Source organism: Candidatus Pelagibacter sp. HIMB1517 (genome assembly GCF_052047895.1).
In the GTDB taxonomy this organism is placed as follows: domain Bacteria; phylum Pseudomonadota; class Alphaproteobacteria; order Pelagibacterales; family Pelagibacteraceae; genus HIMB114.
The window spans coordinates 16019-39038 of record NZ_JBNAIW010000001.1; the positions used below are offsets into that span (position 1 = coordinate 16019).

The 23020-nt window shown below is 31.3% G+C and carries 22 protein-coding genes and 3 tRNA genes; 7 read left to right on the plus strand and 18 right to left on the minus strand.

The features are described 5' to 3' along the window. Window positions 1-31 precede the first annotated feature (31 nt). From hisG to ACTTAT_RS00155, 14 genes are all read right to left on the minus strand, one after another. Window positions 32-694 (minus strand): ATP phosphoribosyltransferase, encoded by a 663-nt coding sequence (hisG, locus tag ACTTAT_RS00090; RefSeq protein WP_440679015.1) that lies wholly within the window; start codon window positions 692-694, stop codon window positions 32-34. Continuing rightward, window positions 691-1755: an ATP phosphoribosyltransferase regulatory subunit gene (locus ACTTAT_RS00095; protein WP_440679016.1), complete on the minus strand. Its 1065-nt coding sequence runs from the start codon at window positions 1753-1755 to the stop codon at window positions 691-693. The genes hisG and ACTTAT_RS00095 overlap by 4 nt, the downstream gene beginning before the upstream one ends. Continuing rightward, window positions 1756-3177 (minus strand): histidine--tRNA ligase, encoded by a 1422-nt coding sequence (hisS, locus tag ACTTAT_RS00100; RefSeq protein ID WP_440679017.1) that lies wholly within the window; start codon window positions 3175-3177, stop codon window positions 1756-1758. Window positions 3178-3183: 6 nt separating this feature from the next. Continuing rightward, window positions 3184-3260: transfer RNA gene (locus ACTTAT_RS00105), tRNA-His, on the minus strand. A gap of 153 nt (window positions 3261-3413) precedes the next feature. Then, window positions 3414-3489, minus strand: a tRNA-Phe gene (locus ACTTAT_RS00110). Between the two features lie 39 nt (window positions 3490-3528). Then, complete coding sequence (locus ACTTAT_RS00115; protein WP_440679018.1) at window positions 3529-4095, minus strand: Maf family protein; 567 nt, start codon at window positions 4093-4095, stop codon at window positions 3529-3531. 8 nt (window positions 4096-4103) lie between these two features. Then, complete coding sequence (gene infA / locus ACTTAT_RS00120) at window positions 4104-4322, minus strand: translation initiation factor IF-1 (RefSeq protein ID WP_009359790.1); 219 nt, start codon at window positions 4320-4322, stop codon at window positions 4104-4106. Beyond that, window positions 4322-5611: a histidinol dehydrogenase gene (gene hisD / locus ACTTAT_RS00125; RefSeq protein ID WP_440679019.1), complete on the minus strand. Its 1290-nt coding sequence runs from the start codon at window positions 5609-5611 to the stop codon at window positions 4322-4324. Before hisD ends, infA begins: the two co-directional genes overlap by 1 nt. Beyond that, on the minus strand, window positions 5611-6054 hold the full coding sequence (locus tag ACTTAT_RS00130; protein ID WP_440679020.1) for a DUF2948 family protein: 444 nt from the start codon (window positions 6052-6054) through the stop codon (window positions 5611-5613). The genes hisD and ACTTAT_RS00130 overlap by 1 nt, the downstream gene beginning before the upstream one ends. Continuing rightward, a complete protein-coding gene (gene murA, locus ACTTAT_RS00135; RefSeq protein ID WP_440679021.1) occupies window positions 6047-7303 on the minus strand; it encodes a UDP-N-acetylglucosamine 1-carboxyvinyltransferase in 1257 nt (418 codons plus the stop codon). Before murA ends, ACTTAT_RS00130 begins: the two co-directional genes overlap by 8 nt. A gap of 6 nt (window positions 7304-7309) precedes the next feature. Next, entirely contained in the window at window positions 7310-7864 is a 555-nt protein-coding gene (gene dcd, locus ACTTAT_RS00140; RefSeq protein ID WP_440679022.1) for a dCTP deaminase, read from the minus strand. Window positions 7865-7973: 109 nt separating this feature from the next. Continuing rightward, window positions 7974-8171 carry a hypothetical protein gene (locus ACTTAT_RS00145; protein WP_009359784.1) on the minus strand — a complete coding sequence of 66 codons (198 nt, stop codon included), beginning with the start codon at window positions 8169-8171 and terminating at the stop codon, window positions 7974-7976. 29 nt (window positions 8172-8200) lie between these two features. Beyond that, on the minus strand, window positions 8201-8407 hold the full coding sequence (locus ACTTAT_RS00150) for a cold-shock protein (protein ID WP_009359783.1): 207 nt from the start codon (window positions 8405-8407) through the stop codon (window positions 8201-8203). Between the two features lie 103 nt (window positions 8408-8510). Continuing rightward, on the minus strand, window positions 8511-8714 hold the full coding sequence (locus ACTTAT_RS00155; protein ID WP_440679023.1) for a hypothetical protein: 204 nt from the start codon (window positions 8712-8714) through the stop codon (window positions 8511-8513). 99 nt (window positions 8715-8813) lie between these two features. On the opposite strand from ACTTAT_RS00155, the gene ACTTAT_RS00160 reads away from it, so the two are divergent. After that, a tRNA-Thr gene (locus ACTTAT_RS00160) sits at window positions 8814-8889 on the plus strand. 1 nt (window position 8890) lies between these two features. On the opposite strand, the gene ACTTAT_RS00165 is transcribed toward ACTTAT_RS00160, so the two are convergent. Continuing rightward, on the minus strand, window positions 8891-9742 hold the full coding sequence (locus tag ACTTAT_RS00165; RefSeq protein ID WP_440679024.1) for an NAD(P)-dependent oxidoreductase: 852 nt from the start codon (window positions 9740-9742) through the stop codon (window positions 8891-8893). Window positions 9743-9745: 3 nt separating this feature from the next. Next, a complete protein-coding gene (locus ACTTAT_RS00170) occupies window positions 9746-11182 on the minus strand; it encodes an NAD-dependent succinate-semialdehyde dehydrogenase (protein WP_440679025.1) in 1437 nt (478 codons plus the stop codon). An 84-nt stretch (window positions 11183-11266) separates the two neighbouring features. Between ACTTAT_RS00170 and aceE the strand changes: the two genes are divergently transcribed. Genes aceE through ACTTAT_RS00185 form a run of 3 tightly spaced genes read left to right on the plus strand, consistent with a single transcriptional unit; the run spans window position 11267 to window position 16953 of the window. Beyond that, on the plus strand, window positions 11267-14596 hold the full coding sequence (aceE, locus tag ACTTAT_RS00175) for a pyruvate dehydrogenase (acetyl-transferring), homodimeric type (RefSeq protein WP_440679026.1): 3330 nt from the start codon (window positions 11267-11269) through the stop codon (window positions 14594-14596). Further along, window positions 14597-15844 (plus strand): 2-oxo acid dehydrogenase subunit E2, encoded by a 1248-nt coding sequence (locus ACTTAT_RS00180; RefSeq protein WP_440679027.1) that lies wholly within the window; start codon window positions 14597-14599, stop codon window positions 15842-15844. Beyond that, the gene (locus ACTTAT_RS00185; protein ID WP_440679028.1) at window positions 15844-16953 is read left to right on the plus strand and encodes a serine hydrolase domain-containing protein; all 1110 of its coding nucleotides are present in this window, start codon (window positions 15844-15846) and stop codon (window positions 16951-16953) included. The genes ACTTAT_RS00180 and ACTTAT_RS00185 overlap by 1 nt, the downstream gene beginning before the upstream one ends. Window positions 16954-17680: 727 nt before the next feature. Here ACTTAT_RS00185 and ACTTAT_RS00190 read toward each other — a convergent pair. Then, entirely contained in the window at window positions 17681-18211 is a 531-nt protein-coding gene (locus tag ACTTAT_RS00190; RefSeq protein ID WP_440679029.1) for a hypothetical protein, read from the minus strand. Next, window positions 18211-18393, minus strand: a complete 183-nt coding sequence (locus ACTTAT_RS00195; protein WP_440679030.1) for a hypothetical protein — start codon at window positions 18391-18393, stop codon at window positions 18211-18213. Before ACTTAT_RS00195 ends, ACTTAT_RS00190 begins: the two co-directional genes overlap by 1 nt. Window positions 18394-18680: 287 nt before the next feature. Here ACTTAT_RS00195 and ACTTAT_RS00200 point away from each other — a divergent pair, with 287 nt between their 5' ends. The 3 genes from ACTTAT_RS00200 to ACTTAT_RS00210 are packed head-to-tail and all read left to right on the plus strand — an operon-like array spanning window position 18681 to window position 22957. Then, on the plus strand, window positions 18681-19484 hold the full coding sequence (locus ACTTAT_RS00200; RefSeq protein WP_440679031.1) for a hypothetical protein: 804 nt from the start codon (window positions 18681-18683) through the stop codon (window positions 19482-19484). Between the two features lie 3 nt (window positions 19485-19487). Then, a complete protein-coding gene (locus ACTTAT_RS00205; RefSeq protein WP_440679032.1) occupies window positions 19488-20201 on the plus strand; it encodes a GcrA family cell cycle regulator in 714 nt (237 codons plus the stop codon). Further along, window positions 20198-22957, plus strand: a complete 2760-nt coding sequence (locus ACTTAT_RS00210) for a DEAD/DEAH box helicase family protein (protein WP_440679033.1) — start codon at window positions 20198-20200, stop codon at window positions 22955-22957. Before ACTTAT_RS00205 ends, ACTTAT_RS00210 begins: the two co-directional genes overlap by 4 nt. Window positions 22958-23020 lie beyond the last annotated feature (63 nt).

Below are 23020 nucleotides of genomic sequence, written 5' to 3' on the forward strand. Positions count from 1 at the left end.
TAAAAAAGCCCGGTAACTCCGGGCTTTTTTTTTAACTAAATAAATCTCTCTCTTTTCCCTTAAACTTTTTCGATATCATAAAGCAAGCTGAACTTTGCAATATCTTACCGTCAGAAATTATTCTTAAATTATTTTCCCTTAGAGTGGTCCCCGTAGATGTAATGTCTGTAATTAACTCTGCAGAACCAGTGAAAGGATAAGATTCAGTTGCACCCAAACTATCAACTATTTTAAATTCAGTAATTCCTCTCGATAAAAAGAACTCTTCAGTTAATTTTGGATACTTTGTTGCAACACGCATCCTTCTATTATTTTTTTCTCTAAATTCAAAGCTTACCTCTTCTAAATCAGCAATGTTTTGAACATCTAGCCAGTCATTTGGAACCGCAACGACAAGTTCTGCAAAGCCAAACTTTAGCTCTTTCATGATTTTAATATTTTTTCGATTTTCTTCGGGTAACTCCATAAGAAGATCAAGACCAGATACACCAATATCTAAAGTTCCATCATTTAGTCTTTCGATGATCTCTCTTGCATGCAAAAATATACCCTCATATTTTTTATTATTTTCAAATTGAAAGAAATAATTTCTAGAATTTGAATTTTTCACATTCAATTTTTTCTTAGAGAATAACTTTAAACAATCCTCTTTTAATCTTCCTTTACTTGGCAATCCTATTTTAATCGTACTCATATTAAATTATTTATGTTTATAGCTGCACCAAAAGCTGGTGTTTGTTTTCCACCTAAAGTCTTTATTAAATTATTATATTCTCCACCTCTGGCTAACTCTTTCCTTTTTTTAATTAATGAAAATGCAAAACCAGTGTAATATTGCGTCTCTCTTCCAAACTTAGTATCGAATATTATAGTCTCATTGGATTGAATAATAGAATTCAAAAATAAAAGTTTTTTAAGATTATTGTTAAATTCACTTTTATCTAAATTATGTTTTATAAAAAACTTATTTAAGGAAATTTTCAGCTTCTTGAAAGGAACTCTTATTTTTAAGAAATCTTTAATAATTTTAACACTTTGACTACCATTAAAATTATCCCTTGGATCTTTAATTTTCTTTTCAAATCTAGAAACTATTTCACCAACAGATCTTCCTCCGATTATTTTTTTTTGATTAAGTCTTTTTATTTCTGAAAGTCGATTATAATCAATTTTGATTTTCCTCTGATCAAGGTCATAACTGGTTTCAAGTCTCTTTAGCAATTCGTTAAAGTAATCTTTTCTTGAATAGTGTCTTATTAAACGCAATTTCCATCTTTTGGGTAAATTTAATAAATTAACCAATACACTGAAAAGATTTAAATCATTTATAATAATTTCCTTTTTTTGAATGCTGCGAAAAGATGATAAAATTGTTGTTAAAACTAACTGTTCCGGTGCTGACTTTGAGTTAATAATTTCGCAACCAATTTGATCAAATACATTAAGTTTACCTTTTTTATCTAGCCTAAAAGCAGATCCATAGTAAGAAATTTTGCTTAATACTTGTCTTTTATTTTGGATGTATTGTATGGCAGTTGCAATAGTCAAGTCAGGTCTTAAACTAATTTCTTTTCCAGAGTTATCTTTAAAATTTAAAGCATACTTTTTAAAAGCTTCTCCTGATCTTCTGGTCAAAAGATCTGTATCGATGACCATGTCTAGATCTATGAAATTAAAACCTTTTTTTTTAAATGAGCTTAAAATTTTTTTTGAAATATCCTCTTTTTTCTTTTTCTTTTTTAAAGCTACAGACATTTATTTTTTTATTTCTTCAATTAGATTAGTTAATGGGATGGTTTTTTGAGCATCTTTAGCTTGTGTCCAATCTTCTCTGGACTCGATTTCTTCTGAAATTTTACTGCCAATTTCTAAATTTTTTAAAGTTATTAATTCCTTTGCAACCTCATCTTCACCGCATAAAATTGCATATTTACAATTTCGTTTATCTGCATATTTTAATTGAGCTTTAAATCCAGAAGAACCTGTATAAATTTCTGCATTAATATTATTTGATCTTAATAAGTTTAAAATTTTAAAATAATAATCATTATAATTTTCATCTAATACACAAATTAAAACTGGGCTTTTTTGCTTAAAACTAAAAATATCTTTTTGTGATAATGCGTAGAGTAACCTATCTAAACCAATTGAGATTCCAGTTGCAGGACAATCTTGATTTTTAAATCTTTTAACCAAATCATCATATCTGCCACCACCACCAATTGAGCCAAATTCAATATCAAGCCCTTTATCATTTTTTACTTTAAATGTTAATTCTGCTTCAAAAATTGGACCAGTATAATATTCCAGTCCTCGTACAACCGTAGGATCAATTTTAAAACTTTTAAAATCAAATAACTTGAAATATTCACATATATTTTCAAGTTCAGCTATTCCTTCATTATAGATTTTATTTTGACTGATTTTTTTTAAATCCTCAATCCCTTTGCAATTTAAAAAATTAATTATCTTCTCAATTTTAGAGGCTTCCAAGTTTGCTCCATCAGTAAAATCACCAGATTTATCTTTTCTACCCTTATCTAATAAATCTTTAATACCATCCAAGCCTACTCTATCTAATTTGTCTATTGCTCGTAATGATATGCCTTGCTGATCTTGGTCAACAATATCTAAATCTTCCAATAGTCCTTTTGATAATTTTCTATTAGATATTTTAATATTAAATTCTTTTTCTGTTAGTCCACATTTTAATAATATCTCTGAAATCAACACACATAATTCACTGTCAGCTAGTAAATTATTTGTACCAACATAATCAGCATCAAATTGCAAAAACTCTCTAAATCTACCTGGTCCTGGTTTTTCATTTCTCCAAACTGTGCCAACTTGATATCTCTTAAAGGGCCTTGGTAAACTGTCAAAGTTTTTTGCTGAAAATCTTGCTAAAGGTGCTGTTAGATCATATCTTAAAGATAACCATTTTTTTCCATCCTCAAACGAGAAAACTCCTTCTGATGGCCTGTCTTTATCTGGTAAAAATTTCCCTAAGCTTTCAGTATATTCAAAACTAGGCGTTTCAAGAAACTCAAAACCATACTTAGTCATAACTTCCTTAATCTGTCTAATTAAGAAATCTCTTATAACCAGTTCTTTTTCTTTTCTATCAATAAAGCCACTAGGTAAATCTATGGGTGGCTTACTTATTTTTTTATTCATTTTTTTTGGTACAGCTGGTTGGAGTTGCACCAACGACCTCCTGTTCCACAGACAGGCGCTCTAACTAACTGAGCTACAGCTGCATTTGTTAAAGTTTATATTATTTTTTTTTTGTTAAATATATAGTTAATTGCCAAGCCCATGCTTAGCATGTGTGTGATGGTGTGTAATATTTAAAACTATATTTTTCATTGATTTGTTTAGTACTTATTTAAAATAAAATTTCAAGTTCTAAATGGTGGTCTCGGCTGGAATTGAACCAGCGACACAAGCCTTTTCAGGGCTCTGCTCTACCAACTGAGCTACGAGACCAACAAAAAGGCTTTTTTCATATAATGATTAAATAATCAATTAAAAATTCTTTATACTTTTTAGTAAATTGACTGTTTCGTATAGTGGTAAACCTACTACATTTGAATATGATCCATTTATTTTAGTAACAAATCTCTCTGCATAACCCTGGATAGCGTATGAACCTGCTTTATCAATCCATTCATTTGTTTTCATATATTGATCAATTTCATCATTGTGAAGTTTTTTGAATTTTATTTTAGTGTCTATAATTTTAATTTTCTTATTATTTTTATACAAAATGCAAATACCAGTGCTGACGTTATGATTTCTACCTGATAAATACTTCAATGTTTTAGTTGCATCTTCTTTACCAGATGGCTTGCCAAAAATTATTTGATTTGTTGTAACTATTGTATCCGCTGAAAGTATTATGTCTTGTTTATATTTTTTCTGAACATTCAAAGCTTTTTCAAAGCAAATTCTTTGCAAGTAAAACTTAGATTTTTCTTTTTTTTTTATAGACTCATCAATGTTTGCAGGTTCAACAATATCTGGAAAAATATTAGTACTTTTTAGCAATTCTAATCGCCTTGGAGATGCGCTTGCTAATATTAATTTAGACATCTAGACTGTTATTTAAGTCTAAAAGTTATTCTGCCTTTGGTTAAATCGTAAGGAGTTACTTCAACCAAAACTGTATCGCCTGCTAATACTCTAATTCTATTCTTTCTTAGTTTTCCTGAAGTATGGGCCAAAATCTCATGATCATTTTCCAGTTTTACCCGAAATGTAGCATTCGGTAACAATTCTGTTACCTTGCCTTTAAATTCGATCATTTCTTCTTTTGCCATTAATTTTTTATCCTTTTGCTTATTGACAGCGCGTGTGCATGTAAGCCTTCATAGTTTGCGAGATTTATAGCCATTTGACCAATCTTTTCAATACCTCTTTTGGTGCACTTTATTAAAGATGTTCTTTTTAAAAAATCATTAACAGATAAGCCTGATGCAAATCTTGCAGAACCAGATGTTGGTAATACATGATTTGGTCCAGCTAAATAATCTCCAATAGCTTCAGGGCTAAACTCACCTAAAAATATGGAGCCTGCATTTTTAATTTGTTTTTCCAATTTTTCAGAACCTTTAATTTTAATTTCAAGGTGCTCAGGTGCAATAATATTTGCATAATCTACTAGTTCTTTTTTATTTTTACACACAACTATACAGCCATAATTTTTAATACTCTTGGATGCAATTTTTTTTCTAGGTAAAGTTTTTAATATTTTTTTAACTTCTATAGAAACCTTTTTTGCAAATTTTTCACTTGTGGTTAATAAAATTGATTGAGATAATACATCATGCTCTGCTTGCGATAATAAATCAACAGCAGTCCAGTCTGCTCTATTGCGGTCACCCGCGATTACAGTTATTTCTGATGGTCCAGCGACCATATCAATACCAACAGTTCCAAAAACTTCTTTTTTTGCTGTAGCCACAAATATATTTCCAGGCCCAACAATCTTATCAACCTTTGGGACATTTTTTGTACCATATGTTAAAGCGGCAACTGCCTGTGCACCACCTATCCTAAAAATTGATTTTATTTTACATTTTTTTGCTGCATACAATACACCAGCATTTATTTCGCCTCTAGGAGTTGGCATTACACAATATATATTTTTAACACCAGCAACCATTGCTGGAATCGAATTCATTAATAATGTACTTGGATAGCTTGCCGTTCCACCAGGTACATAGACTCCAACTTTGTCTAAAGGTAAGATTTTGTAACCTAGTTGATTACCTAATTTATCTTTGAATTTAAAACCTTTGTATACTTGTTTTTTATGAAATTTTGTAATTCTTTCAAAAGCCAAATCAATAGACCTCTTTATTTTTATATCTAATGTTTTGATCTTTTTGCTAATTAACTTATCGTCTAATTTAACTTTTGATGGACCAAAATTTACCTTATCAAACTTTTTGGTATATTTAATTAAAGCTAAATCACCATTTTTTTTGATATCGCTAATAATTTTTTTTACTATTTTTTGACTATTATTTGACTGAATTCTTTTAGAACCAAGAACTAAATCAAAATTTTTTTTAAATAGTTTATTTTTTGTATTTAATATTTTCATTAAATTTTATGATCAGGCTTAATTTTTGTTTTCCAACTATCAGAAAAATCTTCTAACGTTGCATTAATTGCCTCTACATTTACTGATATAGTCATATTGCCTGAAAATAAAAGGTTAATATTAATATTTTCTTGATCACCCTGCTCAATATTGATTGTTAGAAATTCCAGTGCTTTTTCTTCTTGAGGATTAAGATTTTTTGATTTCACTGATCTTACATCATCTATTTTTAATGCTGATCGAATTCTTTTGTTATCTCTAAAAATACCCTTTTCGGCATCTTCCCACATAAATCTATTAAATATACAAATAAATGCTTTATTTTTTTCTAAAAATTTTATTTCTTTAGGAGTTGTAATGCTATCTTGTAAATAGGCAGCAAATACCTTTAGATCATTTTTGTCATCAGCTTTTAGCTTTAGAAAACCTTGATTATCAAGCATTTAAAAATTTAATTTTAGCTCCACATTTTTTTAATTTTTTTACTAAATCTTCATAGCCTCTTTCAAGATGATAAACTCTGTTTATTACAGTTTTTCCTCTTGCCACCAAACCTGCTAACACTAAACATACAGAGGCTCTTAAATCTGTTGCCATAACTTCAGCTCCAGAAAGCTTATCTATGCCTGTAATCTTTGCTACATTATTGCTTATTTGAATATTAGCTCCCATCCTTTGCAGCTCCAAAACATGCAAAAATCTATTTTCAAAAATATCCTCTTTAATTTCTGAGGTGCCTTTCGTTAAAATGAGCAAACTCATTAGCTGAGCTTGCATATCCGTTGGAAAACCAGGATATGGAAATGTTTTTATTTTAATAGGTTTTAATTTTGAAGGTAAAATTTTCAAACTGTTATTTGAAATAAATTTAAATTTAAATCCAATTTTTTTTAAAACAATTATAATATTTTTTAAATGGTCAATTAAAATGTTATTTAAAGTTAAAGAACTTTGTGTAATGCCAGAAGCTATCATATAAGTTCCGGCTTCTATTCTGTCAGGCATAATACTATATTTTGTACTATTTAAACTCTTAACCCCTTTAATTAACAAAGATCTTTTTGCTGTAAATTTGATATTGGCACCTGATTTATTTAAAAAATTAATCATATCAATTATCTCTGGTTCGATTGCGATATTTTTTAATTTAACTTCTTTGTTCGATAAACAACAATTTAAAATAGCAGTCTCAGTTGCTCCTACAGATATTTTCTTAAATTTATATGAAATTTTTTTTTTAATAGATTGCTTATTAGAAATAACATAACCTTTTGAAATTTTATTTTGATATCCACACTTAGACAAAAAATCTAAATGTATATCAACTGGTCTTGCTCCAATTGCACAACCACCTGGTAAAGATACTTTAGCTTTGTCAAATTTAGCTAATAATGGTCCGATAACCAAAATGCCTGCTCGCATTGTTTTAACTAGCTCATATTTAGCTACATAATTTTTTTTATTTTTTGAAGTTATTTCTAATGAATTTCTTTTTACTTTAATTTTTTTGCCTAATGTTTCCAAAAGACTAACCATAGTCAATATATCTTTGACAATTGGAACATTACTTAAAATTATTTTTTCATCTATTAATAATGTTGCTGCCAGTATTGGTAAGCTTGCATTTTTAGATCCTGAAATATTAATTGATCCATGAAGCTTTGCTCCTCCTTGAATAACAATTTTTTTCATTGATAATTAGATTTTCGGAAGTGTTACGCCAGTTTGTTTCATATACTTTCCTTTTCTATCTGCATACGAGGTTTCTGGAGACTCGTTTCCTTTTAAGAAAACAAACTGGCATGCTCCCTCATTAGCATAAATTTTTGCTGGCAATGGAGTTGTATTTGAAAACTCTAAAGTCACATGGCCTTCCCACTCAGGTTCTAATGGTGTTACGTTAACTATAATTCCACACCTAGCATAAGTACTTTTTCCCAAACATATCACTAAAGTATCTCTTGGAATTTTAAAATACTCTACTGTCGAGGCAAGAGCAAAGGAATTTGGAGGAATAATGCATACATCTTCTGTTTTTGTAATTAAATTATTATCTGAGAAATTTTTTGGGTCTACAATTGATGAATTAACATTAGTAAATATTTTAAATTCACTTGAGACTCTTGCATCATATCCAAATGAAGAAAGTCCATATGATATATTGTTAGATCTTTCTTGTTTTTCAATAAATGGACTTATCATTCCATGTTCCAAAGACATTTTTTTAATCCATTTATCTGAAAGAACACTCATTACTTATTTTCTAATTTTTTTTTAAATTCTTTTCTTTTTTTTAAATTTTGCTTTAAAGCATCAGCAAGTTTTTGTTTTTTATCATCCTTTTTGGATAATAATTGCATAGCTATTTATCTGGGTTTGTTAAATCATCTAAAGTGATAGGTTTATTAATATCGTGCATTTTAACCTCTTCACTTTTCTCTTCAATATCCGACGTGGAGGCTCTTTTGGCTTTCTTTAAAGCTAAACGTTCTTTTCGTTTAGCTTCCTTAAGCATAGCTCTTTCTCCTCTTTTGGATTTATAATCATAATGTATACCCATGACCGAGCCTCCTACGTTAAATTTTTAACCTATTCTTTTTTTAGGTTAACTGCTGAAGGGCCTTTTTTTCCTTCTTCGATTTCAAAAGTCAAAGAATCACCTTCATCTAGATAACCTACTCCTGAATCTTTTACTGCAGACATATGAACAAAGACGTCTTTCTCTTTGTCTTCTCGTTCAATAAAACCATAACCTTTGGTTCCATTAAACCATTTTACTTTACCTTTTATACTCATACTTACTTTCTTATTAAATTACAGCATCAACTTTGATGCTGGGCACTTTAAATAGATATCCGAAGATTTTGTCAAGAAATTGGATAGCTACATTAAGTGACTTTTATGAGCTTTCTGCAGAAATACAGTTTTGTTTTGTAATTTTTTTTCCAAAATCTGGATTAGTATCGTTGTTCACAATCCAAATATAAGATTTTTCGTAAGTTCCATCCTTCGCAACTTGTGTACATTTTTTACCAAATTTAACCGAGTGTTGAGCGCAATTAGCTACAAAAACGAAAGCTAAAAGAACCAATATGTTAGACATTTTTTTTATCATGAAAAACAAATACAAATTAAAAAAGTTTAATTTTTGATTAAAAAAAGACTTTTATTAGACAATGGAAAATATATTAATAATTAAAATGCCCACATAGCTCAGTTGGTAGAGCACGTCCATGGTAAGGACGGGGTCATCAGTTCAATTCTGGTTGTGGGCACCACTTATTTTAAATTCGAAATTTCCTTGTACAAAGAGCAATGATCATCATTCTCAAAACCTGAGTCACACAAGTTTTTAAACATATTTTGAATAAGCTTTGAAATTGGAAGTTTTATGCCTTTTTGTGAGGCGCATTCAAGAATATTGTTCATATCTTTCAAATGAGTAATGTTTTTTCCTCTAGCAACAAAATCTTTATCTATCATTCTTTGTCCATGATTTTGTAGAATTTTTCCATCAGCAAAACCTCCAGATACTGCTGTGATAAATTTATTTGGATCTGCTCCATTTTTTTCACATAAAATAATAGCTTCAGCTACCGCTCCAATTGTAACTCCAACTATAATTTGGTTACATAATTTAGAAACTTGACCACTGCCATTTGGACCTACTAAAGTTGGATTGCCCATGGCTTCTAATACATTTTTCACTTTTAAAAATGCATCTTCATCACCTCCGGCCATAATAGCTAAAGAGCCAGATTTTGCTCCTTCTGGACCTCCAGAAACTGGGGCATCTATAAAATTTGAATCTTTTTCTTTCAGTATCTTATAACATTCATTAGCTGTTGATACTTTTGTAGAGCTCATATCTATAAATACAGTTCCAGATTCAATAAAATTTTTTACTTGGTCAATAGTTTCTATGACTTCTTTATCGCTAGGCAACATAGATATAATAACATCTGAATCCTTTGATAAACTCTCTAAAGTATTGCAAAGTGTAACTTTATATTTTTCAAGACCTTTCATTTTTTCAAAAGTTCTATTGAAAGATTTTAGCTCAAACTTTTTGGCTATATTAATAGCCATTGGAAAGCCCATCAGACCTGTACCTATAATTCCAACTTTCATAAACTAACCTTTTAAGCCGAGATGGGTGTACTTTATATTTAGATAATCCTTAATTGCCATCGAACCACCCTCTCTTCCGTATCCACTTTGTTTAATTCCTCCAAATGGAGTTTCCGCAGTTGGTATTACGGGTGTATTAATCGCAACCATTCCTGTTTCTAAAGCTTCAGATGTTTCATGAGCGACATTCATAGAAGAAGTGCAAACATAAGCTGCTAATCCATTTGGGTGATTATTGGCTCTTTTGATTACATCTTCAAATGATTTAAAAGACATTATTGGAGATAAAGGTCCAAAAGGTTCTGTTTGAGTTATTGTAAAATTATCTCCAACATTGTCAAAAACAGTTGGTTCATAAAAATATCCCTTATTAAACTTTGCAGATCTCTTTCCTCCACATAAAATTTTTGCTCCCTCTTTCTCTGTTAATCTAACAAGCTCTTCTATTTCGTTTATTCTTTTTTCTGTTGTAATTGGACCAAGATCAGTATCTTTATTTATACCTGGTCCAATTTTCAATTTTTGTGTTTTCTCTACATAACTTTTTGTGAAGTCATCCTTCTTACTTTCATGAATGTAAAATCTTGATGGTGAAATACAAACCTGTCCTGTGTTTCTATACTTTGCTAAAATTGCCATGTTCACAGCTTTTTCTACATCTGCATCGGCATGAACTATAAAAGGTGAATGTCCGCTTAACTCCATTGTTACTCTTTGAACTTTATCTGCAGCTTGCTTTAAAATTAATTTACCTACTCTAGTTGATCCAGTAATTGATATTTTTTTAATGATATCTGAGTTTATAAGTTGTTGAGCTATGCCGGCTGGATCTCCAGAAAGCATATTAACAGCACCATCAGGTAGTCCAACTTCTTTAATAATATCAATTAAAATCATTACTGACCCCGGGGTTATAACATCTGGTTTACAAACTATAGAACACCCTGCCCCAAGAGCAGTTGATATTTTTCTAGAAGCTAAAATACATGGAAAATTCCATGGGACTAAACCTGCGACGATCCCCACGGGTTCATAATTAATTATAACCCTTGTATCTTTAAATCTACTTTCTACAGTTTGACCATAAATCCTTTTTGTTTCTTCTGCATTCCACTCAAAAATATCTGCTGAAGCTATTGCTTCTGCTTGGGCCTGCAAAAATGGTTTCCCAACTTCAAGTGAAATCCACTTAGCTATCTCATCTTTTCTTTTTCTAATTAAATCTGCAATCTTTCTAATTTTGTTTGACCTTTCCCATGCTTGCGTATTTTTCCAAGTAACGAAACCTTTAGCTGCAGATTGAATTGCCTGTTGTACTTGTTCCTCTGAAGCTTTTGATGCTGAACCAAGTATCTCTTCGGTTGATGGATTGATAACTTGATAAGAATCTTTTGATTTATGCCATTTATTATCTATGAATTGACCAAAATTTTCGTACATTTTTTTAATTATATATATATGTAGCGCTTGATATATATTAAGAAAATAAAAATTTAAATTAATATTAATTAACAAGGAAAACAGTTGTCGTCAGAATTAAAAGTACCAGATATTGGAGATTTTAAAGATGTAGAGATTATTGAAATCCTTGTAAAAGAGGGACAAAAAGTTTCTAAAAACGATCCTCTAATTACTCTTGAAAGTGACAAATCAAGTGTTGAAGTTCCATCATCATTAGATGGAACAATTCAAAAATTGAATGTAAAAATTGGTGATAAAGTTTCACAGGGAAGTATTATTGGTTTAATAGATAATGGATCAAATGAAGTTGACGAAAAGAATAATTCAAAAAAAAAAGCAAACGTATTAGATAGTAATTCGCAAAATTTTATCTCAGTCCCAGATATTGGTGATTTTAAAAACGTCGAGATAATTGAAGTATTAGTTAAAGAGGGTGATGAAATCAATAAAGGTGATCCTGTCATTACTCTTGAAAGTGACAAATCTAGTATGGAAGTCCCTAGTGATGTTTCAGGAAAAATTGTTAATCTTAAAGTTAAAATCGGAGATAAAGTTTCTAAAGGAGATATCCTTGCGGAACTATCAGGGTCCAACCAAATAGGACAGGTTGAAATAAAAAAAGAAACACCCCAAAATATGCAGAGTAATGGTCAAGCACAAGCTAATCAGCATCAATCGGGGACGAAAAGAATTGAAATAAAACACGAGGGTGTTTTTGGGGCCAATCCAGATATTGCAGATATTGACCCAGAGGAAACAGATGAATGGATTGAGTCTTTAAATTCAGTTGTTAAAAGAGATGGTTCCAGAAGAGCTCACTTTCTTTTATCAAAATTAATCAATCAAGCTTATGTATCAGGATCTAATCTTCCATTTACTCAAAACACTCCTTACATAAATACTATTCCTCCTCAACTGGAAACAAAATCACCTGGAGATCAAAATATAGAAAAAAGTATCAGATCGTTAATAAGATGGAATGCTGCAACAATGGTTGTGAGAGCAAACAAGATATCACCTGAACTAGGTGGGCATATTGCAACATTTGCATCTGCTGCAACCCTTTACGATGTAGGCTGTAATCACTTCTGGAGAGGTAAGACTAATGATTTTTTAGGAGATATGATTTACTTTCAAGGTCACGCAGCACCTGGAATGTATGCAAGATCATATCTTGAAGGACGAATATCAGAACAGCAATTAGTAAACTTTAGACAAGAAGCAAACATTAAACGAGGGGAAGGCTTATCATCCTACCCTCACCCGTGGCTAATGCCAGATTACTGGCAGTTTCCAACTGTATCAATGGGGCTTGGTCCTATCACGTCAATTTATAATGCAAGATTTATGAAGTATATGGAGAATAGAAATTTAATTCCTAAACAGGGCAGAAAAATCTGGACCTTCATGGGTGATGGAGAGTGTGACGAACCAGAGTCTCTTGGTGCAATAGGTTTAGCTGCCAGAGAAAATCTAGATAATTTAATATTTGTCATTAACTGTAATTTACAAAGATTGGACGGGCCAGTTAGAGGAAATGGAAAAATAATCCAAGAACTTGAAGGTACTTTTAGAGGTGCTGGATGGAATGTTCTTAAAGTTATTTGGGGTTCATATTGGGACCCTCTCTTGCAAGCTGACAAAACAGGCTTGTTAATGAAAAGAATGGATGAATGTGTTGACGGTGAATACCAAGCTTTTAAAGCCAAAGGTGGAAAATATGTTAGAGAAAAATTCTTTGGCAAGTACCCAGAGCTAAAACAACTAGTTTCGAATCTTACTGATGAAGATATTTGGAGATTAAATCGAGGTGGTCATGATCCTCACAAAGTTTACGCGGCCTATGACGCTGCCATGAAGCACAAAGGACAGCCGACAGTAATTTTAACAAAGACAATTAAAGGTTATGGAATGGGTAAATCTGGTGAAAGTATTAATACAACTCACCAGCAAAAAAAGCTCGGTCTTGATGATATGTATTATTTTAGAGATCGTTTTGATATTCCATTAACTGATAAGCAAGTAGAAAATCTTGAATTTTACAGACCTGACGAAAAATCTGATGAAATACAATATTTAAAAGAGAGAAGAGCAGCTCTTGGAGGTTTTATCCCTTCAAGATCTTCAAATTCTAAACAGATTAAAATTTCAGATCCTAGTATTTTTGAATCTTCAATGAAAAGTTCTGGAGAAAGAGAACTTTCAACTACAATGGCACTAGTTGCTATTTTAGGTAAAATATTTAGAGATAAAGAAGTTGCTCCAAAACTTGTTCCCATAATTCCTGATGAAGCTAGAACTTTTGGTATGGAAGGTTTTTTTCAAAAAGTTGGAATATATGCTCATGAAGGACAAAAATATGAACCTGTAGACTCTGAACAATTAAGTTCATACAGAGAAGATCAAAGCGGTCAAGTTCTAGAAGAAGGTATAACTGAAGCTGGTGCGATGTCATCTTTTATTGCTGCAGGAACGTCATACACAAACCACGATGTTGAGATGATTCCATTCTATATTTTTTATTCCATGTTTGGTTTTCAACGAGTTATGGATCTTGCCTGGGCAGCTGGTGATTCACAAGCTAGAGGCTTTTTAATTGGAGCTACTTCTGGAAGAACAACACTTGCTGGAGAAGGCTTGCAACACCAAGATGGTCAAGGATTAATTATGGCTTCAATGATACCAAATTGTATTTCTTACGACCCAACCTATGCATATGAAATGGCAACCATTGTTGAAGATGGAATTAAAAGAATGCACGAAAATAAAGAAAATATTTTTTATTATGTTACTGCTCTTAATGAAAATTATAAACATCCAGAAATTCCAAGTCATGTAAAAAAAGAAGATATTCTTAAAGGAATGTATTTATTTAAAGAATTTAGAAATAAAGGCAAAGCTACTGTTCAGCTTTTTGGCTCTGGTTCAATATTAAATGAAACGATTAAAGCAGCTCAAATATTAAGTGAGGAATTTGGAATTGATAGTGATGTTTGGAGTGTAACTTCATACTCAGAAATACAAAGAGAAGGTGCTGAAACTTTAAGGTGGAACCAACTTCATCCAGATAAAGAGCCAAGAAAAACCTATATCGAAAAATGTTTAGAAGGCAGATCGGGTCCAATAATTGCAGCAAGCGACTATATTAGATCGCATATTGATCAAATTAGACCATATATAAAAACTAATTTTTTAACACTTGGAACTGATGGTTATGGACGTAGTGATACGAGAAGAGAGTTAAGAAAGTTTTTTGAAGTTAATAAAGAGTCAATTGTGGTGAATACTTTAAGTACTTTATCTAAAGAACAAAAGATTGCATCTAAAGTTGTTAAGGATGCTATTAAAAAATATAATATTGATCCTGACAAACCTTATCCGGTAAAATTATAAATGAGTGAAATAGTTAAAGTTCCAAACATTGGTGATTTTAAAAACGTCGAGATAATTGAAGTATTAGTTAAAGAGGGTGATGAAATCAATAAAGGTGATCCTGTCATTACTCTTGAAAGTGACAAATCTAGTGTTGAGGTGCCATCATCATTTTCAGGTAAAATATCAAATATAAATATAAAAATTGGAGATAAAGTATCAGAAGGTGATCAAATTTTAGAAATTATTACGGTTGAAAAATCACCTTCTCAGCAAAAACAAAAGGGACCAGAGAAAAATGAAGAAGTAGTTAAAAAAGAAGAATTAAAACAAACAAACACCACTGACCAACTTAAATTATCTGACTCAACAGGTGCAAGCCCAAATACTCTTAAATTTGCTAGAGAGCTTGGAATTAATATCAGTGAACTGCAAGGTTCTGGTAGAGGTGGTAGAGTTAAAAAAGATGATATAAAAAATTTTGTAAAAAACAGAAATATTGATCTACAGTCTAATGATACTAAAATTAGCGATAAAATAGATTTGCCCTATGAACACTCTGAATTTGGACCAGTTGATATTCAAAAAATCCCAAGAATTAAAAGGTTATCAGGTCCTCATTTAGTTAAAGCATGGAATAGTATTCCTCATGTAACGCAACATGATGAAATAGATGTTACTGAAATGGAAAACTTTAGAAAAGGATTAGTTGATCTTAATACTAGAGAAAAAATTCCTGTAACTCCATTAGCGTTCATTATGAAAGCATTGGTAAATGCAATGAAAAAATATCCAAACTTTAATTCATCTCTAGATCCAGAAAATGAAGAAGTGGTTTATAAAAAATACTTTCATATTGGAATTGCGGTAGATACTCCACATGGATTAATGGTACCAAAAATTAGAAACGTAGATCAAAAAGATATTCTAACTCTTGGAAAAGAACTAAGAAAAATTAGCAAACAATGTAAGGAATTAAAAATTGATAAAAAAGAGTTTTTTGGTGGTTCAATGACAATATCAAGCTTAGGGGGTATTGGTGGAAGTTTTTTCACGCCAATCGTAAACTTACCAGAGGTTTGTATTTTAGGAATTGGTAAAACAGAAACTAAACAAGTTTATATTGATGGAAAATTTTTGCCCCGTAAAATTATGCCAATTTCTTTATCCTATGACCACAGAATGATAGATGGTGCAGAAGCTGCTAGATTTTGTCAAGATTTAAAAATTAGTCTTGGTAGAAATTTTGCATTTAAATTGGCAAGTTAATGTTGGTCCAGGGTATTTGTCCTCCCAAATTTGAAGAGTTAAAAAATATATTTCAAAAATATTTTGATCATAATGAGGAAACGGGTGCTAATTTTTCAATAGTAAAAAACAATGAAATTTTGGTAAATATATTCGGGGGACTAAAAAGTAAAAATAGCTCTTGGGATGAAAATACAATTGTCAATACATTCTCTCTAAGCAAAGGCATTTATGCAAGTTGTATTGCGAAATTAATTGAGGAAAATGAAATCGATATTGAAAAAAAAGTTTCATTTTATTGGCCTGAATTTAAAATTAATAAAGAAAAAATTTTAGTAAAAGATATTTTATCTCATCAATCAGGTTTATTTAGATTTAAGGAAAAAATATCAAATGAAGATTTATTAAATTTTGAAAAGATCACCTGTATTTTAGAGAAACAAAATCCTGATCATGAACCTGGTGAGAAAACATATTATCATGCAAAAACACATGGGTATCTTGTTGAAAACCTTATTAGAAGGATTGCCAAAAAAAGTTTAAAAGAATTTTTTTATGAAAATTTTTCAAAAAAATATGATTTAAATTTTAATTTTGGATTTGAAAAAAATGATTTCAATAATGTAAGTGATTTAATTGAAAATTCTCCTGAATTTGAAAAAATAAGTCAAAATTTTAATGCTTTTAATAATCCAAAACACGAAATGAACTTTTATAACTCTAAAGATTGGAGGTTAGCGGGTGTTTCTTCAATGGGAGGTCACGGGTCAGCACTCGCTGTTGCCAAACTTTACGACCTACTGGCAAATGATTTAAAATTTAATAATAATAAAATAATTTCTCAAAATAAATTCAAAGAAATATTAAAACAATCACCATCAAGATTAGATGAAAGCCTCATGCTTCCAATAAAATGGACATATTCAGGATATATATTGAGAGGTGGCTGGATGTTTGGAAGAAATAAAGAATCTTTTGGGCATAATGGATGGGGAGGATCACTTGGATTTGGTGACCCAGTAGAAGGTATTGGTATTTCATATGTTACCCATAAAATTAATTCTGGAATGGGTGCGGATATGCGCGCCGTCAATTTAATTAAAAAAGCTTATGAGATTTTTGAAAAATAGTTTTAAAATGGCGGAGAGAGCGGGATTCGAACCCGCGAAAGAGTTACCCCTTTACACGCTTTCCAAGCGTGCGCCGATAACCTTGCGGTTTGTTTTTATTCTTCTTTCTCAATGGTTATTGAACAATAAAAGCCGTACGCTGTCAAACAAACTTAGAGTCCAAAGAGTCCAGAGAGAGTCCATATAATTTTCAAAAAACGGACTCACAGACTCCAGAATTAACGAAATAAAAAATCAGGATTCAGGGCACAGGGAAAATAAAAATGAGAATCTGGAATCAACTGGAGTCGTTTAAACGGTGTTTTAGAGTCTGTTTGCTAGAACCTCTCATTATTGTTCGCGCCTGCCGTAGGCAGGCGCTCACAGGTTATAATTTTTTGGTGGGTGTATTTCGTATGTTGGAGAAACGGGTATCCTCGAAAGCTTTGCCCCTATCGCAACTGCTACGCAGTTGCTCTGTGGTTTGTCTATCAATAGAGGTACCAGTTGGATTTGAAAATTTGATTTAGTGGTGCCAAACGAGTTTTGAATCTTTGAAAGGTATAGATTATATAAGCCGTAAATACTAACAAACACTCAAACGTTGACCGTGAAAATTTTGCGAAAATTTAAAACTTAATGGGTGCAGGTGATGATGAACTTTATGGAAGAGTGTTAACTAGTTGCCCTCTAATTTGAAAACAGACTATTTATGCAGGGCGCAATAATAGATTGATTGCTTTCTAAATTAGCTACCACCATCACCTACATGTGGGTGTAAAACCGTTGCAATACCTTTGTTTGAATCTGGATCTGGTTTCATATTTTTTTCCATGAATTCAGGTACTCTCTGAAACTCGGACTCAGGTGTTTTAAAATCTTCAGTTGGTGTGATTGTCTTTGGTGGCTTTGGTTTATTCGCATCTGATTCATTGTAATAGACCACCGTATCAAGGCCTTTGCGATCTTTGTTAATATCCTCTTTTCCTAAATTGTTTGCTAAAGCTCTAAATGGCTTAGCTTTTTTCAGATATGAGTCCCAGCTTTTTGCATACATGAACGTGTTAACGTCATCATAATTTTTTAAAATCTTGGTAGCCTCTTTTCGAACCTTAATATTATTTTTCATTATTTGTGGACGCTTTTCAACTGGTGTTGTTGCATAAAACATTTGTTGTTTCTTCAGGTTTTCTAATTCGATATTTACAAACTCTTGATATTCTTCAGGGTCATCTTTTGACAATTCTTTCATATCTTGGAACGTTAATCGTCTAACCATCAATAACCTCGCTTTGCAATTTTAGGTACACCTCTAACAAGTCCACCACGTCTATAGTTGAAAGGTTCAAGGCCTTTGTCTAATAAGTATTGTTTGAAACCTGCGTTAGTATCAGGATAACTATCTTCATCTTCTGTAATAGTTTTTATAAAATCTTTGCGTAATTTATCTTTATCGCTCATAGAATCCTTGAATCAAATTCTAGAATCTGTGTCAATGGAACATGAAAATATTATAGAGTGTCGAGCGTCCTAGAAACTTACGCTTAATTATGAAGGTGTTACGCTGAAAAAATTCAGCAAGGCTCAAGAAACAAGCGACTTTTAAAAATAGTTAACCGTAATTAACCGTAACAATCCTGCCTCTTGCCCGTCCCGAAAACTTTGTCGAACATATTAAATATAACGTGTCTTTTCTGTCTAAATAGACATATGGACAGAATAGACATGTATATATTAAGATAAGTTTAATGATTTCCAAATGTCCGATTTGCTCAAAGCAATTTGAACTTTTGAGAAAGAATAAAAAATATTGCTCACCCAAATGCGCCAAGGAAGCTCAAAAAGAATATTACAGAAAATATTTTAAATCAGATAGAGGCAAATCCACATTAGCTAAATACAATAAATCTGACAAGGGAAAAGTTGTCAGAAAAAAAATAATGGCTAAGTATTTCAAAAGTGAAAAAGGGAAAGAGGCAATAAAAAGAGCTGATAATAATGAGAAAGCAAAAGATCGTAGAAATAAATATTTTAAAACTGAGAAAGGTAAAGACCTTTTAAAGAAATATAAAAAAACTGAAAAAGGTAGAACTGTTGCAAAGAAAGCTCAGAAGAAATGGCTAGAAAAAACTGACTATTATAAAAATATTTCTAAAGACCCGGTTAAAAGAGAAAAAAGAAACAGAGAAGCTTCGGAGAGACGTAAAAAAAGATTAAAAGTTGATATTGAATATAAACTTACAAATACTCTTAGAAGCCGTTTTACACATTGGTTCAGAAGGAAGGGTGAAAAGAAAAATACATCAATTATGAAGTTAGTTGGCTGCACTAAAACAGAATTAAAAAAACATTTGGAGAGCCAATTTAAAGACGGAATGACATGGGACAATTATGGTGAATGGCACATTGACCATATAAAACCTTTAGCAACGTTTGATATAAAAGACCCTGTTCAAGTTGCAAAGGCTTCACATTATACAAATTTGCAGCCATTATGGGCTAAGGAAAATTTAACTAAGAGTAAAAAATTAAATTATAAATGGAAATTTTAAATTATGAGTAAGCAAAAATACAAAGGTGTATTTAAAAGAGGTAATTATTTAGATTGGGGCAAGCCAGAAAATATAGAGAAGTTAAAAACATTATTTCATCAAGGAAAAACTCACCAGCAAATAGCAACAGAGTTTGGCGTGAATAGAGTTACAATTAGCGGGAGATTGCAAAGGTTGAATTTGTATAGATTAAGAGAACCTATGTCAGAGCAAGAACTTATTGAAAGAAAAAAAAAAGAGAAAAATTGGAAAAAACATACCCCGATTTCTGAATTAAGTCCTGAAGAACAAAAAGTTCGTAGATCACAATTTAGCTATCATCAAAAAAGAAGAACCAACAGTATAATTGTTGATTTTAAAAATGGTTATAGGGAGAGATTTTGGAAATACAAAATAAATAAAATTAAAGTGAATATAAAACAAAGAAAATCAACCAGAGATACAAAAGTTGAAATTTCGTGGGAGGAATTAGAAAGTATTTATATTAAACAAAGAGGTTTGTGTTTTTATTCAGGTATAGAATTAATACCCTTTGTTGGTAAAAAGACAAAGGAAAGTAGGTATACTCAATTGTCAGTAGACAGAATTGATAATGCAAAGGGTTATATACCCGGAAACGTAAGACTTGTTACAGAAAGAATAAATTCTATGAGAGGTAATTTGACTGAAGATGAATTTATTAAAATTTGCAAAATGGTAAACGATAAGAGCAAGTGAAACACTTTCAAACTCATAAATCTTGGAAATCCCTTAATCAAGAATTAGCAAAATACACAACATCTGGAAGAGCAAAACTTGCTGGTGATATATTTGAAAAGCTTTGTAAATATTTTCTTCAAACAGAGCCTGAATATAGGTCTGAACTTAAAAATGTTTGGCTACTCAAAGAAGTAAAAGAACATGTAAGAAAAAAACTTAATCTTCCAAGCGCTGATGAAGGGATAGATTTAATTGCTGAAACTAAAGATAAAAAGTACTGGGCTATTCAATGTAAATATAGATCTAATCCAAAAGATACTCTCACCGTTAAAGGTGATTTGGCAACCTTTTCGAATTTAGCATTTAACGTTTGTAAAAATATTTCACACGGTCTTGTAATGACTACAGCTGAAAAGCCACCCAAGAAGACAAAGTATTTAAAAGGGATTGGCTATGTAACATCCGAAAGCTTTTTATCGCTTGATAACAATAATTGTGAGAGATGGAAATATATTCGTGCCAAAGCAAAAGGTAAAATAATTAAACCTCCAAAACTTTCACCAAGATCTCATCAAATAAAAGCTATCAGTGAGACTGTAAAATATTTTAAATCTAATGAACGAGGTAAAGTCATTATGCCTTGTGGAACAGGTAAAAGTTTAACAGCGTTTTGGATTGCAAGAAAAATGAATGCTAAAAACATCATCATTGCTATTCCATCTCTAGCGCTTCTTCAGCAAACATTAAAAGTTTGGACTAGAGAATATTTGTTAGCAGGTATTAATCCAGATTGGATGTGTGTGTGTTCAGATAAAACAGTATCTGATGATCAAGATGATTTTGTAACCAGTATTGCTGATCTTGGTATTGATGTCACTACAGATAAATCAGAGATAAAGAAGTTTTTAAAGACAAAGTCTAAAAACCCTAAAATTATATTCACCACCTATCAGTCAGGAAAAGTAACTGCACAAGGTGCGAAAGGTTTTATGTTTGATCTTGGTATTATGGATGAGGCTCATAAGACCGTGGGACATGGTGAAAAACCTATGGCTCATCTTATTCATCAAAAGAATATCAAAATTAAAAAACGTTTATTTATGACCGCAACGGAAAGATTGTTTAGAGGTAATAAGGATGAATATCTTTCGATGGATGATCCAAGAGATTATGGAGATATTATCTATCAATTAAGTTTTAAAGAAGCAATTGAATGCAAACCACCAATCATATCAGATTATAAAATTATAACCTTTGGTATTAAAAATTTTGAGATTGAGCAGATATTTAACTCTAATAAATTCATTCAAGTAAAAAAAGAAATCAAAGATATCAAAGCAAGAGAATTTGCAATTGCGATCGCTTTAAGAAAAGCAATTAAGAAACTTAAAATTAACAACGCCATATCATTCCATAGTTCTATTAGACGTGCAGACAACTTTAGAAAACAACAGGATCTCATTTCAAAAGTTTATAAGGATTACGGAAAGCTAAAAACCTTCCACGTTTCAGGTGCTATGCCTACTAATGAAAGAACCTCACAAATGCGTTTGTTTGCTGAGAGCAAAGGTTTGATGACTAATGCAAGATGTTTAACAGAAGGTGTTGATTTGCCTGCAATTGATTGTGTGGTGTTCACTGATCCAAAAAGATCAAAAGTAGATATCGTTCAAGCTGCAGGACGTGCAATGCGTTTAGCAAAAGGTAAAAAGTTTGGTTACATTTTAATACCACTCATTATACCCGATGATGAAAATGCAACTGAAGCTGCAAAAGATACCGCCTTTGAAGAAATTGTAACAACTATAAGGGCACTATCTACACAAGATACAAGGATCGCCGATTATTTAAGAGGAGTTGCCAGTGGAAAAAAACCTAGAGGTGGATCACCCGTTGATGGGATTACAAAGATAAATGTTTTGACAAAAATTAATGAAGATAAATTTAACAGATCCATTCAACTTAAAGTTTGGGATCGGGTAGCGTTTGGCAATTGGCGATCTTATGAAGAAGCTAAAAAGTGGGTTCAATCATTTCAGTTTAAATCCTCGCAGGATTACAAAAATAAAATGAAAAAAATGTTAGAAAAAAAAACATGGCCACCAGATATAAGAAGAGACCCGAAAGCTTACAAAGAATTCAAAAGTTATATTGATTATCTTGGAACAAACACCTTTTCTCCAAAAGAACGGGGTAAATTATTTAAATCCTATAAAGAGACTAAAGCTTATTTAAAGAAATTTAAAATTACAACATTAAGGGAATATCGATCGTTCTTAAAAAAATACAAAGGCATATTCCCTTTGCCTGCATCACCATACGAAGTTTATAAAAAAGAATGGGTACATTGGGGTGATTATTTAAGTAATGATAAATTAAGTAAAGATGAAACATCTAGTAGCTGGAAGTCATATGACGAAACTAGAAAATTTGTTCTAAAATTAAAACTTAAAAATGAAAGTGAATGGAGGAACTATATTAAAAATAATAAAATGCCTAAAGGTATAACAAGATCTCCTAGAAGAATTTTCACTAAAAGTGGTGATTGGAAAGGTATTGGGCATTTTCTTGGAACTTCATATTCATCAGGTGCACATTTTATGGATTTTAAAAAAGCTAGATTAATTGTAAGAAAATTTAAAATTAAAAATATGAGGGAATATATTAGTAGAGCTCAGAAAAAAAATTGGAATAGATTTATACCTAGGCAACCTATGAGGTATTATAAAAATAAAGGCTGGACTAATTGGGACGATTTTCTTGGAAGAAAATAATCAAAACTCCTGATACGTGATCTTGAAGCTGGATTAAGGTCTTAAAAGTTTAATGAAAATTTG

Coding starts and splice junctions, on each gene's coding strand:
- ACTTAT_RS00130 (WP_440679020.1), bottom strand. CDS start 6,054: ATGCTTGATAATCAAGGTTTTCTAAAGCTAAAAGCTGATGACAAAAAT.
- hisD (WP_440679019.1), bottom strand. CDS start 5,611: ATGAAAATATTAAATACAAAAAATAAACTATTTAAAAAAAATTTTGAT.
- ACTTAT_RS00205 (WP_440679032.1), top strand. CDS start 19,488: ATGAGTAAGCAAAAATACAAAGGTGTATTTAAAAGAGGTAATTATTTA.
- ACTTAT_RS00150 (WP_009359783.1), bottom strand. CDS start 8,407: ATGAGTATAAAAGGTAAAGTAAAATGGTTTAATGGAACCAAAGGTTAT.
- ACTTAT_RS00115 (WP_440679018.1), bottom strand. CDS start 4,095: ATGTCTAAATTAATATTAGCAAGCGCATCTCCAAGGCGATTAGAATTG.
- infA (WP_009359790.1), bottom strand. CDS start 4,322: ATGGCAAAAGAAGAAATGATCGAATTTAAAGGCAAGGTAACAGAATTG.
- ACTTAT_RS00185 (WP_440679028.1), top strand. CDS start 15,844: ATGTTGGTCCAGGGTATTTGTCCTCCCAAATTTGAAGAGTTAAAAAAT.
- hisG (WP_440679015.1), bottom strand. CDS start 694: ATGAGTACGATTAAAATAGGATTGCCAAGTAAAGGAAGATTAAAAGAG.
- dcd (WP_440679022.1), bottom strand. CDS start 7,864: ATGAGTGTTCTTTCAGATAAATGGATTAAAAAAATGTCTTTGGAACAT.
- ACTTAT_RS00170 (WP_440679025.1), bottom strand. CDS start 11,182: ATGTACGAAAATTTTGGTCAATTCATAGATAATAAATGGCATAAATCA.
- ACTTAT_RS00165 (WP_440679024.1), bottom strand. CDS start 9,742: ATGAAAGTTGGAATTATAGGTACAGGTCTGATGGGCTTTCCAATGGCT.
- ACTTAT_RS00180 (WP_440679027.1), top strand. CDS start 14,597: ATGAGTGAAATAGTTAAAGTTCCAAACATTGGTGATTTTAAAAACGTC.
- ACTTAT_RS00190 (WP_440679029.1), bottom strand. CDS start 18,211: ATGGTTAGACGATTAACGTTCCAAGATATGAAAGAATTGTCAAAAGAT.
- ACTTAT_RS00095 (WP_440679016.1), bottom strand. CDS start 1,755: ATGTCTGTAGCTTTAAAAAAGAAAAAGAAAAAAGAGGATATTTCAAAA.
- ACTTAT_RS00155 (WP_440679023.1), bottom strand. CDS start 8,714: ATGTCTAACATATTGGTTCTTTTAGCTTTCGTTTTTGTAGCTAATTGC.
- murA (WP_440679021.1), bottom strand. CDS start 7,303: ATGAAAAAAATTGTTATTCAAGGAGGAGCAAAGCTTCATGGATCAATT.
- ACTTAT_RS00145 (WP_009359784.1), bottom strand. CDS start 8,171: ATGGGTATACATTATGATTATAAATCCAAAAGAGGAGAAAGAGCTATG.
- hisS (WP_440679017.1), bottom strand. CDS start 3,177: ATGAATAAAAAAATAAGTAAGCCACCCATAGATTTACCTAGTGGCTTT.
- ACTTAT_RS00195 (WP_440679030.1), bottom strand. CDS start 18,393: ATGAGCGATAAAGATAAATTACGCAAAGATTTTATAAAAACTATTACA.
- ACTTAT_RS00200 (WP_440679031.1), top strand. CDS start 18,681: ATGATTTCCAAATGTCCGATTTGCTCAAAGCAATTTGAACTTTTGAGA.